This window comes from Neobacillus sp. DHD-1R (genome assembly GCF_057747995.1).
The window spans coordinates 1,581,024-1,596,313 of sequence record NZ_CM173232.1 but is presented as its reverse complement, the minus strand read 5'-3'; the positions used below and the strand labels follow the sequence as shown (position 1 = coordinate 1,596,313).

The following is a 15,290-nucleotide window of genomic DNA, read 5'->3' as shown; positions in this document are numbered from 1 at the left end:
TCCTTATGAAACATACCTTCTGCTTCACCTTTTTTTACCTTCCTTTGTGAAAAAACCTACATATAGTGAATATTAAAAAGTGCTGTTTAACTTAATGCAAACAGCACTTTTTCATTTTAAGCGTTACGCCAAACGGAAAACAATTCCATGTCCGCCTTTTGGATATTCCCATTTAATATTTTGGTGTGGACAACCGATGCGGCAGCTGCCACATTCATGACAGCCCTCATAGCCTACCTGCATCCTTGTCCCTTCCCATTTATAAACCTCAGCCGGGCAAAATACTGTACAAATTTTATCGGGACATTGAGTCATACATATATCATGGTCAAGCACGGTCAAATGGGATTTGGTATCACACTTAAACCTAAGAAGGTACTGTTTTTCCTCGATATTCTTCGTAGACATTATTTCACCGCCTTCCATGCACGATAAAGATCTTGCAATACTCGGATCGTTCCTCTTTCTGATGTCACACTTTTCATGATTTGTTTTTGTTTCTCTCGTTTTGGTGTACCATCTACAGTAAAGAATTTGCTCATTGCTTGGTTCATCATTGGTACATATTCATTAAAGTATTGAGGATATTTTTCAAATGTATGAGCTGCATCTTTGTATTTTTCCAAGTCCTTGATAATAAAGCTATTATAAAGGGCTTCGCGGTAACTATTTAAACTTGCTTCACTGAAATCGTTACGTTCCTTTGCCTTCACAACCGCTTCTGCAGCCATTTTTCCTGAATACATTGCCATGTTCGAACCTTCACGATGGATGGCGTTAACGAGCTGAGCAGCATCTCCTACCACAATTACCCCATTACCCGCAACTTTTGGAACAGAACGATAACCTCCTTCTGGAATCAGATGGGCAAGATATTCTGCTGATTCACCACCAGCAATTAACGGTTTGACCATTGGATGGTTTTTGAGGTAATCCAGCAATTCATACGGCTTTAATTTTGCTTTTATCATACTGGATAGGGTCGTTCCTACTCCAATATTTAAACTATCTTTATTCGTATAAATGAAAGCTGTTCCTAGATTCCCTTTCGTCGAATCACCAAAAATCTCAATCGTGGTACCCTGATTATCATCTACGTTAAAGCGGTCATTAATCTTTTCTTTTGGTAAATTAATAACCTCCATAACTGTTAATGCTACCTCATCTGGACGAAACTCCTTATGGAAGCCTAACTGTTTGGACAAGAGTGAGTTAACACCGTCAGCAAGCACAACAACGTCTGCATAAACCTCTCCATCGGGACGATCTGTACGAACTCCGATAACCTTTCCATTCTCTACGATACATTCTGTTACCACTGTCTCGTTGATGAGCAATGCTCCAGCTTCTACAGCCTTTCTCGCAAACCATTGGTCAAACTGCGCACGCAGTACTGTAAAGTTATTATATGGTTCTACGCCCCATTCAAGACCTTTATAGCTAAAAGAAACAACGGATTCCTTATCCATCATCCAAAAACGCTGCTCGATCACTGGTCTTTCCAGAGGTGCTTCCTTCCAAAATTCTGGAATCAATTCTTCCATTTGCTTTCGGTACAATACCCCACCCATTACGTTTTTAGCACCAGGGTATTCCCCTCTTTCAATAAGCAAAACATTTAGCCCACTTTTTGCACATGTGAGGGCACAAGCTGTACCTGCAGGTCCGGCCCCAACTACGATGACGTCAAATTTTTCAGGCATAACTTATTTCACCGCCTTTTTCTGTCCTGAGCTGCTTAAATTGCTCGATTAGTTTAGGTACTATTTCCATAGCGTCCCCTACAATCCCATATGTTGCAACATCAAATATCGGCGCATTTGGATCCCTGTTTATGGCGATAATAAACTCTGAATTTTTCATGCCAACCACATGCTGTATCGCTCCAGATATGCCAATGGCAAAGTAGATTTTCGGTGTTACGGTTTCACCGGTTTGGCCCACTTGCTGTTCGTGCGGCAGCCATCCCGCTTCAACAACATCACGTGTTCCCCCCACACTAGCACCAATGGTTTCAGCTAATTCATGAATTAGCTGGAAATTTTGGTAATCTCCCATTCCCTTGCCGCCGCAAACGATCACATGTGCATCAGCTAAATTGGCTTTTTTTGTTACCTCATTCACAATTTGCAGCACTTTAGTACGCATATCTTCTTCTTTAAGGTCTATTTTCTCTTCAATGATCTTCCCAATCCTACCTGATTCTGGCTCCAACGCCTTCATCACCTTGGGTCTAACCGTTGCCATTTGCGGACGGTGCTTCTTGCATAGGATGGTTGCCATTATATTACCACCAAAGGCAGGTCTGCTCGCCTCTAACAATCTATTGGATACATCCACATCGAGCATGGTGGTATCGGCAGTTAACCCAGTTGATAAATCCGTCGCTACGGCACTCGCTAAATCCTTTCCATTCGGTGTCGCACCATACAGTATAATTTCTGGCTTGTATTTTCGTGCAAGCAGCATAACGCCCTGCATATATGATTCTGTTCGATAATGTTTCAAGACAGGATGATCAATCACATAAACTTCATCAGCCCCATATGAAATGACCTGGTTTACTAATGGTTTAACCTCATCACCTAGTAAGAAGCCAGCTAATGGTACTTGTAATTTATCAGCCAGCATTCTTCCAGCACCCAATAATTCTAGTGAAACGCCTTCGATTTTTTGCTCGTTTTGTTCGATAAATACCCAGACTCCACGATAATCGTCTAGATTCATATAAACCCCTCCCTTAGACAGAAGCATAATCTTTTTTATTTAGATGACTGTATAGACAACAGGTCCTTTTTCTCCATCAGGACTTCCATGAGCTGTTTCACCTGTTCTTCAGTAGAACCTTCAAGTCTTTTACCGCCTTCTGGTCGTGGAGGTGTAAACATTTTACCAACGATAGTTGGTGACCCCTTTAGTCCAAGCTGTATACGGTCTACATTTTCAAGATCACTTACCGCCCAAATTACCGGTTCATATCTAGCTGCTTTAATCATGTTCGGCATTGGCGAGTATTCAATATTGTTAATTTCTTTTTCGACCGTTAACAAGCAAGGCAGTTCAGATTGAATTAATTCATAGCCGTTAGTTAATTTACGTTTAATTAAGACAGTTTTTTCTGTTTGGTTGACTTCGGCAACTTCAATTACATTTGTCACAGGGGGAATATCTATACGTCTAGCTATACCAGGTCCAACCTGTCCTGTATCACCGTCGATGGCATGTTTTCCACAAATCACCATATCCACAGGAAGTTCCTTATTAATTTTTTCTAATGCTTTAGATAAAGCATAACTAGTCGCAAGTGTATCTGCACCGGCGAAAGCACGGTCTGTAATTAAAAATCCTCTATCGGCCCCTATTTCAATACTCTTTTTAATAACGGCAGTTGCTTGCGGTGGCCCCATTGACAATACCGAAATTGTACCACCTGTTTTTTCCTTAATTTTCACAGCCTCTTGAACAGCATGGGCGTCGTAAGGATTTAAAATGGCTGGAGCACTTCGGCGGTCGAGTGTGTTTGTTTTTGGATTAATTTTAATAATTTTTGTATCGGGTACTTGTTTGACACATACGACAATGTGCATGTAGGACTTTCCCTCCTCCATATGAGCTATGATTGTTGGAAGCGCTTGCTTCCTTTGGTTATAAAAAATGCCTTTATTAACGATATATGAATCGCAACACAAGCATAGACCAAACGATTAAAGTTTTCTTTTTTTTACTAATTAATATAAAACTACAAATGATGGAAAAACATAATATACCTTATGGAGTGTTCTAGGATGTGATTTGAAAATGATCGAAGTTGTAGTGACTACATGTTGTGGTAAAATAGACAATTAATCGTGATATGAATTTTCAGGTTACATACTCCTAATATAACTATAAGAAATATTGAGATATAAACAATGATAAAAATCACAGCTTATGTCAAATATTGTAGATTAAATAATGGGATGTCTAAAAAAGAAGTATTTCTTCAACCTTACCAGAGGATAAAAAATGGGGAGCTGATTTATCACTATTTTTCATTGATTTATTTGCGCTGAGTAAAGGCCTCTAGTTGCTATGTTTTAATCAATTAGTGAATTAGCAAACTAAAGGCCTTCATGATAGTTACTTAACAAGCGTAATTTGAAATGTTTTTATATTATTGTAAATTTCTTTCTAAAGTCATGGAGATGGAAATGAGCGGGTATCTACTTAAGAGTGAATTCTGGGGTTGCAAATCATGGTGTTAATCCTTGATATTTTTAACGAAAATACCATTAATTAAAAGTATAATGTTGTTTTTCCTACTGTTATGTCCCTTAAACTAAAACCTTTGGCCAAATCATAACCATTTGTTTAAAAGCAAATTTTACTTCTTCATTCGATCTGGAAGTTTGCTCAATCAACCTTTGGTACTTATTTATTAATTCATCTAGCTCCTGGCTGTATTTGATTGTTTCATCACTCGTAAAGCCCAGGTTGTTGGCACTATTAATCATTAATTCTCTTTTGACCTTTATTTCTTTAATCATTTCAGATTGGTTATTACTATAGCTGTACAATTTAAATCCTCCTACTCTTACGCTCTTACTGTAAACTACTAAAAAGTAGACTACTTGAAGAATTATGACAAGAAATTATCTAAAAGTAAATACATTCGCAAAAGTAGACAAAAAATTTTATTTCTTCCGTTTTTCGACAAATTCCTTTCTGCATTTCTTTGTTTTATGACAAAAGTCAACCTGGAAAAATATTCATGATTTGCATCATTTAACTTACCTTTTTCATTAATTTCAAATTTATGTTGAATTTCTAGTGATAAATGTTATAACGTTTATAACAGCTTGTAAAGAAAAAAATTTAAAAATTTTCAATGAGGTGAGTATTTTTGAAATTGAAAATATCTTGTATACAGATGGATATTGCTTTCGGTGATTCACTTAAAAACTTTCAATCAGCAGAGAGACTGATTGAAAAGGCCATGGATGAGGATCCCGATATCATTGTTTTACCCGAACTATGGACAACTGGCTATGATTTAACACGTCTTGATGAAATTGCCGATCAGGATGCTCAGCAAACAATAGAATTCCTCCAAAAGGCTGCAAAAAAATTCCATGTCCATTTTGTCGGCGGCTCTGTCGCAAACCGGTCAGTAAATGGTGTAACGAATACGCTGCTGATTATTACAAAAGATGGAAGACTCGTTCATCAATATAGTAAACTTCATCTTTTTAAATTAATGGATGAGCATCTATATTTAAAAGCTGGAAAACAAAAAGGATTATTTGAACTAGAAGACGTGCCATGCGCAGGAGTAATTTGCTACGATATTCGCTTTCCTGAATGGATTCGCAGCCATACTTCAGAAGGGGCAGAGGCACTGTTTGTTGTTGCCGAATGGCCTGCACCTCGTTTGGGACATTGGCGGGCGCTTTTGATTGCTCGGGCGATTGAAAATCAATGTTATGTCATTGCCTGTAATCGATCTGGCAGCGACCCAAATAACCAATTTGCCGGTCATTCTATGATCATTGATCCTTGGGGAAATGTGTTGGCTGAAGCTGGTGAAGAAGAGGAAATCTTATCAGCTCCCATTGAACTGGACTTGGTGAAGGAGGTCCGTAAACAAATTCCCATTTTTGATGATAGAAAACCAGATTCATATTAATATGTTTTTAATTAAAAACGCAAAGCACTAATATGCTTTGCGTTTTCCTATTCATATACTATCAGTGTTTCACTTTACAGCATTGGATTTTCGTGTTTCGCTTTTAGACGCATCCATCTTTTTTCAACTTCTGCTTCAAAATCATCTAACATAGGTTTATTTTCATCTTTGAGAAGATGTTTTGTTTTACCCATATATTTTAACCAATTTGAAAGTGGAATCCGTTTATTCTTGTCTTCAGGATTATACGTTATTGTAGTCACACCTTGCTCCACTTCATAAAGTGGGAAGAAACAAGAGTCTACGGCAGCTTCGACAATTTTTGTACCGTACCGATCGTCTGATTTCCAGTTTAACGGACAAGTGATTAACAGTTTTCCATAGACAGTTCCAACATTTTGTGCATACCATTGTGCTTTTGCACCTTTTTTCACTAGGTCCTGTGGGAATGCTTCAGAGCCTGTAAACACATACGGTATATTTGTCGCAGCCATGATTTGTGCTGTGTCTTTATGATGGAATGCTTTACCGCGCTGTGCTTTCCCTACACCGGAAGTACTTGTCATATGTCCCAAAGGAGTAGAATAAGACAGTTGTGATCCTGTATTCATATATCCTTCATTATCATACTCAAGCATGATTAATTTATGCCCACGGAGTGCTGTACCAATGGCAGAACCCATGCCAATGTCCATTCCGCCATCGCCAGTAACCATTACAAACGTCGCATCGTCAGATACTTCTATTTCTCCACGGCGTTTCAATTCCATAAATGCTTCAACCGTACCTGATAAAGTTGCAGCTCCATTTTGGAACAAATTGTGCATCATCGTTTGTTTATGCGAGGTGCTTGGATACCCTGTAGTGGTAACATAGGCACAGCCTGTTTGGAAAAGGGTAACGATATCCCCTTCAATCCCTTTAAAGAATAACTCAAGACCTGCAAAAATTCCGCATCCTGGACATGCTCCGTGGCCTGATGCAATCCGTTTAGGTTTTCCTGTTAATGCACGAAGCGGTGGGATTTTCACCTTTAATTTATTTGTTTCTTCGTCCATCTTCACATCAATTAAACCCGATTTAAAGACATCACCATGTTGTGGTAAAATGACTGGTTTAAGGATTTTTTCTGGGTTACCAGGAATATGACCATAGTAATCAAAAGGCTTTTCAGCATAGCCCTTTTCCATAGCATCGATCGCCATCCCAAAGAATGCATGTGCATCACTTGCATAAAAGTCCTTACCGCCAAGACCAAATACTCGGCTTAAGACAAGGGTATTGTTGTTTTTGTCATCTTGTAGTGCGGATTTCACTTCATGTGTTAAGTTAGGACCATGTGCACCATAAGAATCAGCTCGCTCACCAACTAATAATGCTTTAACATTTTTAAGGGCTTCACGAATTTCCTGTGCAGGGAACGGGCGAATAATATTAGGACTGATAACCCCTGCTTTAATTCCCTTGTCTCTAAGCTGATCCACTACATCCTTTGCGGACTCTGCTGCAGAGTTTAATAAGAATAACGCTACCTCCGCATCTTCCATTTTATATAAATCTAGAACAGAATAGTTTCTGCCGGACAGTTTCGCATATTCTGCCGAAACTTCTTTAAATACTTCACCAGCTTGGTAGATGGCCTCTGATTGTTGAAAATGGTTGTTAAGAAAATCGTCCCCACTCATATGAGCACCAATGGTTACCGGCTTACTTAAATCCCTGACAAAATTGTAATCTGTAGGACATTCTCCTACAAATTGCTGCACAACACTACGGTCCTTAAAGTATTCAACTCTACGTTTTTGGTGAGATGTAAAGAAACCATCATAGGCCACAATCACTGGTAAGCGAACTTTGGAATGTTCTGCAATTTTTAGTGCCATTATATTCATATCATAAACAGCTTGCGGAGTTTTTGCCGTTAAAATAACCCATCCAGTGTTTAATGCATAATAAAGATCAGAGTGATCTCCACGAATATCAAGTGGACCACTGACAGCACGAGTAACTAAGTTTAAAACCATTGGAAAACGAGTGCCTGATTGTACTGGCATCTGTTCAAGCATATATAAAAATCCATTCGCACTTGTAGCATTAATTACACGTGCTCCTGTAGCTGCGGCTCCATAGCAAATACCCGCTGAGCCATGCTCTCCATCTGCAGGAATCAACTTAATATCATGCTCTCCCCTTGTTTTCATCTGATCTAAAAACTGGGCTACTTCAGTTGATGGTGTAATTGGAAAATATCCCATAATATGATAATTGATTTGAGCCGCAGCTGTAGCTGCCATTTCGTTTCCCGATTCAAATGTAGATACCTGTTCTGCGACACCTTGTGTTGTTAATTTATCTTCTAACATTGCCATTATTGAATCCCTCCTGCAATATAAGGAAAGTTTTGTTTCACACGGTGATCGTCTGCATACCCTAGCATTTCACGAAGATCGCCTAATGCATCCGTTGGACATGCTTCCACACATTTTAAACAGCCTTTACAATATTGATAATCAATTCCTTTAAGGAACATTTGTTTTCGTCCGCGTTTATCTTCTCCCTCTCCCCAAACAAAACAGAAATCAGGACAAACATTGTCACATGCTGCACAGTGGATACATTTTGATTGTTGGAATTCAGGTAAATATCCTTGTCGGGAACCACTTACATCTTTGAAAATACTATTTGCTTGTGAAACCATTCCGCCACCAATTTCTTGGGTCATATAGCCAAGTTGTGGGAGTGAACGTGTAAAGGCTTTTCCTTCAGCACCTTCTGGTACTTCATATGTTTTAAATTGAACTTCATTATAGCCGCGGTCAAACGTGCGGATATTAGGCTCAACCAGATGTGGATATTTCTTTGTAAAGGTTTTCCGAATCACATCTCTCATGGATTCAGGATCTAAAAAATCACAAATACGGTATAGTGCGCCCAGCATGGCTGTATTTACTTTTGTTTTTTCCTCTACCGCAATGGTAAGGGCATCTACAATGGCAAGAGTACCATACTCCAGCTGTAGATCCTTTTTCACATCATCAAAAGCTCTTTCTGTATTGACTAACACAATTCCGTCAGCATCTAAACCACTGACAACATTAACTGTTCTATATAAGGCTTCATGAAAAACGCCAACAATATGTGGCTGCTCAATTGGGCTATGATCTCTAATTTCCACGTCTGGATCGCAAAAACGAATAAAACTCTTAACGGGCGATCCTTTCTTTTCAGACCCGTATGACGAAAAATTGGAACCCCTTAAGCCAAGGCTTAAAACACCAGCTTCAGCTAACATTTTTCCTGCTAAATTTGCACCTAGACCACCAATAGATTCTAGACGGATTTCAAAAAATCCTAGTTCATTTTTTTTCGGCAAAATAGACATAATGTCCCTCCCCAATGGTAGAAAAGCTGAAGCACCCAGACCTGGAGCTACCTAGGTGCTACAGCTAAATAAATTTGTTATAAAATTACAAATAAAAAGAAATTTACTTCCCCAAAGTTATTGTAGGACAATAAACATTTTTTAGCTGTGATAAATGTCAAACATCTAGAAATATTTTTTGAAACACAATTTTATTTATTAATAAAATCATTAATATACCTGACTTAATAAAGATATTATAATTATACAACAGTCTGAATTGTGTAATATAACAGATAAAAATAACGACTCATTATATCTCGATATTTGTAAAGGTTCTGGCAAACAGTTTGTCTGCTATTCTTTTGGTCAAAAATAAGGTATAATTATGTTTTGTTTTATTATCGAAAAGGGGCAATCTTATGAAAATCATTTGTTCTACCTTGAATGCAAAGTTCATTCATACAAACCTTGCCATTCGTTATTTAAAGGCTTATGCCGCTCCAGAATTTACAATCCAGTTGAAAGAGTACACCATCAAGGATCCCGTCTTAAATATCGTGTCAGACCTTTATCAAGCGAAACCATCAGTAATTGGTTTTAGTTGCTATATTTGGAACATTGAAGAGACACTCAAAGTCGTCAATATGCTTAAAAAAATCGACCCAGACATCCTCATTGTTTTAGGCGGACCTGAGGTAACATACGATACCGCTGAATGGATGGAAAACAATCCAGATGTTGATTTTATCGTCATTGGCGAGGGAGAGCATAGCTTTAAACAATTACTCACCGAAATCAACACTACTCAAAACTATAAAAAGGCAAACGGAGTTGCCTATCGTGAAAATGGTCAAGTATTGATGACTCCGCAAATGAATAAGTTAGATCTTAAAGCACTACCATCTCCCTACCGCCTTCCCGAAGATAAAGCTGAGCTTGGAAAACGTGTCACTTATATTGAAACAAGCCGGGGATGTCCATTTAGCTGCCAGTTCTGTCTTTCATCAATTGAAGTGGGCGTCCGATATTTTGACAGAGAAAATATAAAATCTGATATTCGTTATTTAATGCAAAATGGTGCAAAAACGATTAAATTTGTGGATCGGACCTTTAATATTAGTAGAAGTTATGCCTTGGAAATGTTTCGTTTTCTTATTGACGAGCATTTACCAGGTACCGTCTTTCAATTTGAAATAACGGCTGATATTATGCGGCCCGAAGTCATTGAATTTTTGAATCAGGAAGCTCCAAAGGGACTATTCCGTTTTGAGATTGGGGTACAATCCACCAATGACTATACAAATGAACTTGTCCAAAGGAAGCAGAATTTTTCGAAGCTGACAAGGACTGTCACAATGGTAAAAGAAGGTAGGAAAATTGACCAACATCTCGATCTGATTGCTGGTTTGCCAGAAGAGGATTATGCCTCTTTCCGTAAGACCTTTAACGATGTTTTTGAAATGAGACCTGAAGAATTACAATTAGGGTTTTTGAAAATGCTTCGTGGCACCGGCGTACGGCTCCGTGCGGAGGAACATCAATATGTATATATGGACCATTCCCCATATGAAATCTTAAGCAATAATGTGCTATCCTTCGATGATATCGTGCGAATTAAACAAGTGGAGGACGTTTTAGAGAAATATTGGAATGACCACCGAATGGATTATACCGTTGAATATTTAGTAACCAATGTATTTCCTTCACCATTTGACTTTTTCCAGGAATTTGGATCCTACTGGGATAAACGGGGGTGGTCTAGAATTGGACATCAGCTTGAAGACCTTTATCGACGCTTGTATTCTTTTCTAGAGGAAAAGTCCATTGATCAACTAGAAGTGGTGGTCGGACTTATGAAGTATGATTATTTAAAAAGTCATAAATACAAACCAAGAAAGCCATGGTGGGAGCCAGCTTTGGAAAAAGGCGACCGCACAAAACTATATAAACACATTCTTGAGAACCCGAACCTGTTAGGACAAGAATTCGTCAATCTGGGACTCGATGAAAAAGAATTATATAAGCATACTATGCTCGAAGTGATTGATTTTGATTTAGATAAGTATTTAACCACTTGCGAAATTATACGACAGCCTGGAAATTTATTGGCATACTTTGACCCGTCAAGTAACCAAACTCTTATCTTTCCATTAAAAAGTGAAGTAAAATAAAGCCGGGTCACTTCCCGGCTTTATTTGTTTTGCTTAGCTTGCTCTCTTTTCCGTTGTTTCTGCTCATAAAGCTTTACCCCATTAACATTACCAATTTCCACACTGAATTCTTCTACCGGTATGCGTGGAGGCGTTTTTCGTCGGCTTCCCATTAGCTTCTACCCTTTTTTCCTAATTTCGAATTGCGGTTTGCAAACCTAATAGCGTTATTATTATCGGTAAATTCTGCTGAAAATTCACTTTCCTGAACATTTTTATGGGGTGTCTTCGTATATTTCTCCACTGCATCAAATTCTGCTTTTCGCTTTGCCATATGGATCCTCCCTCTTGATTTATTTTACTTCCTTAGTTTTTAACAAAGTGGCTGTTATCATTCCTTTCCTTATTTTTCTAAAATAAAATTATTTTTTGAACAGAAAATATAAGTAAAAAAGGAGGGTCACCATGAAAAAAGAAAAAGGCAAGCTGTCCTCTGAACAGATTATAATGAACGAAACCATGCCTCACCAAATAAATGCACCCAGCTTTGAAGGTACGGGTATTAAAATGCAACCCCCATTTGTCAACAAATTTGGTGTCACCATAGGAGATAGTCTATATGCTTCCGAAAATTCTCCTCTAGAAAACTGGACCGAGGACACGGATCCAGCGATCATGGCTGGTGATGATTGGGTTCATCCAACAAATGATATCGGCTGGAACACATCTGAAAATCAAGAACTCCTGGAAAACATAAGAAAACCTCAAGCCTATCCGTTTATGCATCCAACAAAAGATGTAAGCCATGGATCAGACTAAATGAATTATCCAAATTCGAAAAACATTACCACTTATGAAATGGTGAAAGAACATAAATAATATTCATACAGAGGTCAAAAATCCAAATCCCTCTGTTAAAAAAAGGAGTGAAAAAAAATGGCAAATAGCAGCAATAAATTATTAGTACCTGGGATTGAGCAATACTTAGATCAGGTAAAGTATGAAATTGCTCAAGAATTTGGTGTTCAATTAGGTTCAGATACAGTTTCAAGAGCTAACGGATCCGTCGGTGGCGAAATTACGAAAAGACTTGTCCAACAAGCCCAAGCTCAAATTTCCGGACAGTTTACTAACAAATAATTAAATATAAATGGAAAAAAAGTCCGGATTTATACCGGACTTTTACCTTTTTATTATTAGCTTATCCAAATTCTACTTTTCTTGTTTCCCTCTATGTTGTTGATTTGGAGAAGCCTCTTTTTTATCCTTTTGCTTCCCTTTATTTTGCTGATTTGGAGAAGCCTCTTTTTTATCCTTTTGTTTCCACTTATTTTGCTGATTCGTAGAAGCCTCTTTTTGTTCTTTTTGTTTCCATTTATTTTGCTGATTCGTAGAAGCCTCTTTTTGTTCCTTTTGTTTCCATTTATTTTGTGGTGTTATGTTTGTTTGTTGATGAGTTTGCTTTTGAATTTGTCTTATATTTTCATCTTCCTGTTTTTTCAGTTGTCCTGGAGCAATAAGTTTCCCCTCTGATCGATTCGTTTCGCTTTCAGGCACCTTTTCAGTTAACCCCTTATCAAGGCCGTCAGCTTCTTGTTTTTTCAGTTGACCAGGCGGAATCGCTTGCTCTTGTTTCAGTTCTACTGCTTTTTCCTGATTAGGTAAGAGGATAGTTTCTTCCTGCTTTTTGTCTATTGCTTTCTGTTTATTTTTTGCAGAGTCCTGATTTTTGTTTTTTTGATATTTTCCAGTTGACATGCCCTGTTTGTGTGCTAAATCTCGTTCTTTTTCAGTAGCTGATAATACAGTAATGTCTAACTGTTGATCATTCACAGTGGCTTTAATCTCATTTATTTTCTTTAGGAATTCTTTTTCTGCATTTTCCTCTGGCTGAGTTGTCCGTACTGTAGAAATAATCACTGGTTCATTATTTTTTATAAGACCTGCGTCTTTTATCTCAGCTAATATCGATTGGGTTAATTCAGAAACATCTTTTTTCTTCCAATCTAATTCTGATAAAAGCTTCTTTCCTTCTTTATTGAACCCTGTTACCTCAATCACTTGCATTTTTTTATTTACACCTAGCTCAATACTTGGATTAGCATCTATTGACATATATGCATAGGCATTGTTTTTTTGATTAAAAGGGAATAACGAGCCAAGTAAAAGCAATAAGGCAGCCATAACTGCCCAGGCTGTTTTAAAGTGAAATATATCTTTAAAGAAAAGTAACATTTTGGCATTTTTAACGCTTTCCATTGGAAAAAATTGAATTTCCTCACCAATAGAATAGAGCTGATCCTGTCTTCTAGAACGTAAAAATTCACCTTCGGGGGTTAATAGAGTTAAATATGCCTCATTAATTTCCATTATAATTCCTTTTCTCATGTTTCTAGCACCCCCTTTATATAATCCTTCATGTACACATAATCACTTGATAATATAAGCGCAATGGCAATAATATATTTACGATTTCGTTCAATCGTCTTTCTGCTGACATTCACCATTTTTTCTAATTGTTTAATCGGAAGTCGTTTTTTTTCAAGTAATAATTCCCTTAATTCTTGATTATCAACTAACATTTTCGCTGTTAAAATCGCACTCTTTCGTGCATCCGAATGCTTTGGTGAATTCTCAACCAAGTCACTAAAGCTTAGACCGAAAGATGTTAACAAGACCTGAAAATGAAGAATTTCCTCTTTTCGCAATTGTTCATCATTCTTTTTATAATACTCATCGAGGGAAAGTTCATTTACAATGACATTTCCTGCTGATTCTTCCTCTTGAGATGCGCTGGTTATGTCAATGCTTATATGTTGGTTTTTCGTTTGTTTACGAATATAATCAATCACTCTTCTTTTGATAATTACTTCAGAAAAGCTTAGGAGTGAGCTTCCTCGCTCTGATGAAAATTTTTCAATCGCTTCATTAAATGCGATAAGACCAATGCTAAATTCATCATCGGTTTCATATATATATCGTCTACAAACAGAAGATACTGTTTTTGCAATAAATGGCTTATAGGCCTCAATTATTTCATTAAGTAAAGATTGGTCACCTTGTTGAATTAAAAGGACCGTCTCTTCTAGAGTTCTTTTTTTCTTTTTGGTCATAAACAATAAACCTAGCATTTGCTCACCTCTATCGACCAATTATACCATACGAGCGTTAAATTGGACTTCTTGGGGTGAAGCAAAAAAAAAAAAAAAACAGTCCTAAAAAGTGGGGATATCATTTCCGATTTAATATTTAAATTACTGTTAGGTTTTATGTCCTCTCATTTCCTCACCTCGATCATTAGTGGCCGCTTTTTCTCTACATAGGTACGTTACCTTTGAAATAGTTTGTGGGGGTTACCCAGAATTTTTTTCCCAACCCCAAAAAAGCTTTAAACCAAAGTGCCTGATTTAAAGCCTTTACGTTACCCATTTATGGATTTCTACTATTTAAAAAAAGTTTAAGCATACCCCCAATTAATACTCCTGGTATTAAAAAAAGCATTGGCAGAAAAACAGGGCCAGGGTGAATGTGAAAGAAGGTTACCTTTGACGAAACCATTAATCCAACCGTTACAGAGTACGCACAAAAGACAAAGGGCAAATAGGAATACTTTTCTTCTGCTGGCATTGCAAACCGGTACCCATCCCAAATAGAAAACATATAGACACATGGATAAAACATAAGCCATTGGTAGTTAATAACTGCCTCTGCTTTATCTATTTCACCTAAGAAACTGTACATAATCGCTTGGTTAAAGTGACCATTCACATTCATTACAAATTCTAAGAAAACAAATAATATCCCTTTGATATAATGTCCTGTTAACAATTGACTAAAACCAGGAAAAGCAATATTCCACAAAACGGCTTCCAATCTTCTCATTTTCTTCATTGTACTAACCCGCTTCTTTATGTCTTTTTAGGAAAAACATCTCAATTTAGCTTATCCATTCCATTGTCAAAATAACGGTAGATAAAAGAATTTTTCCCAATTATGTACCTGTATCCACATGCATTTGCTTACTATCGACAAATAGAGTCGTTGTCTGAATTTTGAGTTATCTATCTATGTAAAAAGCAGCGGGATGATTCCCGCTGCTTTATTAAATCCT

16 protein-coding genes are annotated in these 15,290 nt (G+C 37.5%); 4 read left to right on the top strand and 12 right to left on the bottom strand.

Translation table 11 applies throughout. The features are described 5' to 3' along the window. Positions 1-123: 123 nt before the first annotated feature. From AC3ANL_RS07605 to AC3ANL_RS07585, 5 genes are all read right to left on the bottom strand, one after another. Positions 124-408, bottom strand: a complete 285-nt coding sequence (locus AC3ANL_RS07605; RefSeq protein WP_488328624.1) for a ferredoxin family protein — start codon at positions 406-408, stop codon at positions 124-126. Then, positions 408-1,703 (bottom strand): FAD-dependent oxidoreductase, encoded by a 1,296-nt coding sequence (locus tag AC3ANL_RS07600; RefSeq protein WP_488328623.1) that lies wholly within the window; start codon positions 1,701-1,703, stop codon positions 408-410. Before AC3ANL_RS07600 ends, AC3ANL_RS07605 begins: the two co-directional genes overlap by 1 nt. Continuing rightward, a complete protein-coding gene (locus AC3ANL_RS07595) occupies positions 1,696-2,727 on the bottom strand; it encodes an electron transfer flavoprotein subunit alpha/FixB family protein (protein ID WP_488328622.1) in 1,032 nt (343 codons plus the stop codon). The genes AC3ANL_RS07600 and AC3ANL_RS07595 overlap by 8 nt, the downstream gene beginning before the upstream one ends. 35 nt (positions 2,728-2,762) lie before the next feature. Beyond that, the gene (locus AC3ANL_RS07590; RefSeq protein WP_488328621.1) at positions 2,763-3,587 is read right to left on the bottom strand and encodes an electron transfer flavoprotein subunit beta/FixA family protein; all 825 of its coding nucleotides are present in this window, start codon (positions 3,585-3,587) and stop codon (positions 2,763-2,765) included. Between the two features lie 726 nt (positions 3,588-4,313). Continuing rightward, entirely contained in the window at positions 4,314-4,556 is a 243-nt protein-coding gene (locus tag AC3ANL_RS07585; RefSeq protein WP_488328620.1) for a Spo0E family sporulation regulatory protein-aspartic acid phosphatase, read from the bottom strand. Positions 4,557-4,882: 326 nt separating this feature from the next. On the opposite strand from AC3ANL_RS07585, the gene AC3ANL_RS07580 reads away from it, so the two are divergent. After that, on the top strand, positions 4,883-5,665 hold the full coding sequence (locus AC3ANL_RS07580; protein ID WP_488328619.1) for a carbon-nitrogen family hydrolase: 783 nt from the start codon (positions 4,883-4,885) through the stop codon (positions 5,663-5,665). A 74-nt stretch (positions 5,666-5,739) separates the two neighbouring features. Here AC3ANL_RS07580 and AC3ANL_RS07575 read toward each other — a convergent pair whose 3' ends face one another. Together AC3ANL_RS07575 and AC3ANL_RS07570 are read right to left on the bottom strand one after the other, a co-directional pair. After that, a complete protein-coding gene (locus tag AC3ANL_RS07575) occupies positions 5,740-8,034 on the bottom strand; it encodes a thiamine pyrophosphate-dependent enzyme (protein ID WP_488328618.1) in 2,295 nt (764 codons plus the stop codon). After that, a complete protein-coding gene (locus AC3ANL_RS07570; protein ID WP_488328617.1) occupies positions 8,034-9,047 on the bottom strand; it encodes a 2-oxoacid:acceptor oxidoreductase family protein in 1,014 nt (337 codons plus the stop codon). The genes AC3ANL_RS07575 and AC3ANL_RS07570 overlap by 1 nt, the downstream gene beginning before the upstream one ends. A gap of 401 nt (positions 9,048-9,448) precedes the next feature. Here AC3ANL_RS07570 and AC3ANL_RS07565 point away from each other — a divergent pair, with 401 nt between their 5' ends. Beyond that, a complete protein-coding gene (locus tag AC3ANL_RS07565; protein WP_488328616.1) occupies positions 9,449-11,200 on the top strand; it encodes a B12-binding domain-containing radical SAM protein in 1,752 nt (583 codons plus the stop codon). 20 nt (positions 11,201-11,220) lie between these two features. Here the strand turns inward: AC3ANL_RS07565 and AC3ANL_RS07560 are convergent, their stop codons facing one another. Continuing rightward, entirely contained in the window at positions 11,221-11,352 is a 132-nt protein-coding gene (locus AC3ANL_RS07560; protein ID WP_488328615.1) for a hypothetical protein, read from the bottom strand. Beyond that, positions 11,352-11,513 carry a hypothetical protein gene (locus AC3ANL_RS07555; protein ID WP_007086172.1) on the bottom strand — a complete coding sequence of 54 codons (162 nt, stop codon included), beginning with the start codon at positions 11,511-11,513 and terminating at the stop codon, positions 11,352-11,354. The genes AC3ANL_RS07560 and AC3ANL_RS07555 overlap by 1 nt, the downstream gene beginning before the upstream one ends. A gap of 131 nt (positions 11,514-11,644) precedes the next feature. Between AC3ANL_RS07555 and AC3ANL_RS07550 the strand changes: the two genes are divergently transcribed. Both AC3ANL_RS07550 and AC3ANL_RS07545 read left to right on the top strand, forming a co-directional pair. Beyond that, positions 11,645-11,998 carry a DUF3905 domain-containing protein gene (locus AC3ANL_RS07550; RefSeq protein ID WP_488328614.1) on the top strand — a complete coding sequence of 118 codons (354 nt, stop codon included), beginning with the start codon at positions 11,645-11,647 and terminating at the stop codon, positions 11,996-11,998. A 117-nt stretch (positions 11,999-12,115) separates the two neighbouring features. Then, entirely contained in the window at positions 12,116-12,319 is a 204-nt protein-coding gene (locus AC3ANL_RS07545; RefSeq protein WP_488328613.1) for an alpha/beta-type small acid-soluble spore protein, read from the top strand. A 72-nt stretch (positions 12,320-12,391) separates the two neighbouring features. Here the strand turns inward: AC3ANL_RS07545 and AC3ANL_RS07540 are convergent, their stop codons facing one another. The 3 genes from AC3ANL_RS07540 to AC3ANL_RS07530 all read right to left on the bottom strand — a co-directional run bounded on the left by AC3ANL_RS07540 (position 12,392) and on the right by AC3ANL_RS07530 (position 15,070). Further along, a complete protein-coding gene (locus AC3ANL_RS07540; protein ID WP_488328612.1) occupies positions 12,392-13,567 on the bottom strand; it encodes an anti-sigma factor domain-containing protein in 1,176 nt (391 codons plus the stop codon). Then, the gene (sigI, locus tag AC3ANL_RS07535) at positions 13,564-14,310 is read right to left on the bottom strand and encodes an RNA polymerase sigma factor SigI (RefSeq protein WP_488328611.1); all 747 of its coding nucleotides are present in this window, start codon (positions 14,308-14,310) and stop codon (positions 13,564-13,566) included. Before sigI ends, AC3ANL_RS07540 begins: the two co-directional genes overlap by 4 nt. 298 nt (positions 14,311-14,608) lie before the next feature. Then, positions 14,609-15,070 (bottom strand): hypothetical protein, encoded by a 462-nt coding sequence (locus AC3ANL_RS07530; RefSeq protein ID WP_488328610.1) that lies wholly within the window; start codon positions 15,068-15,070, stop codon positions 14,609-14,611. Between the last annotated feature and the right edge of the window lie 220 nt (positions 15,071-15,290).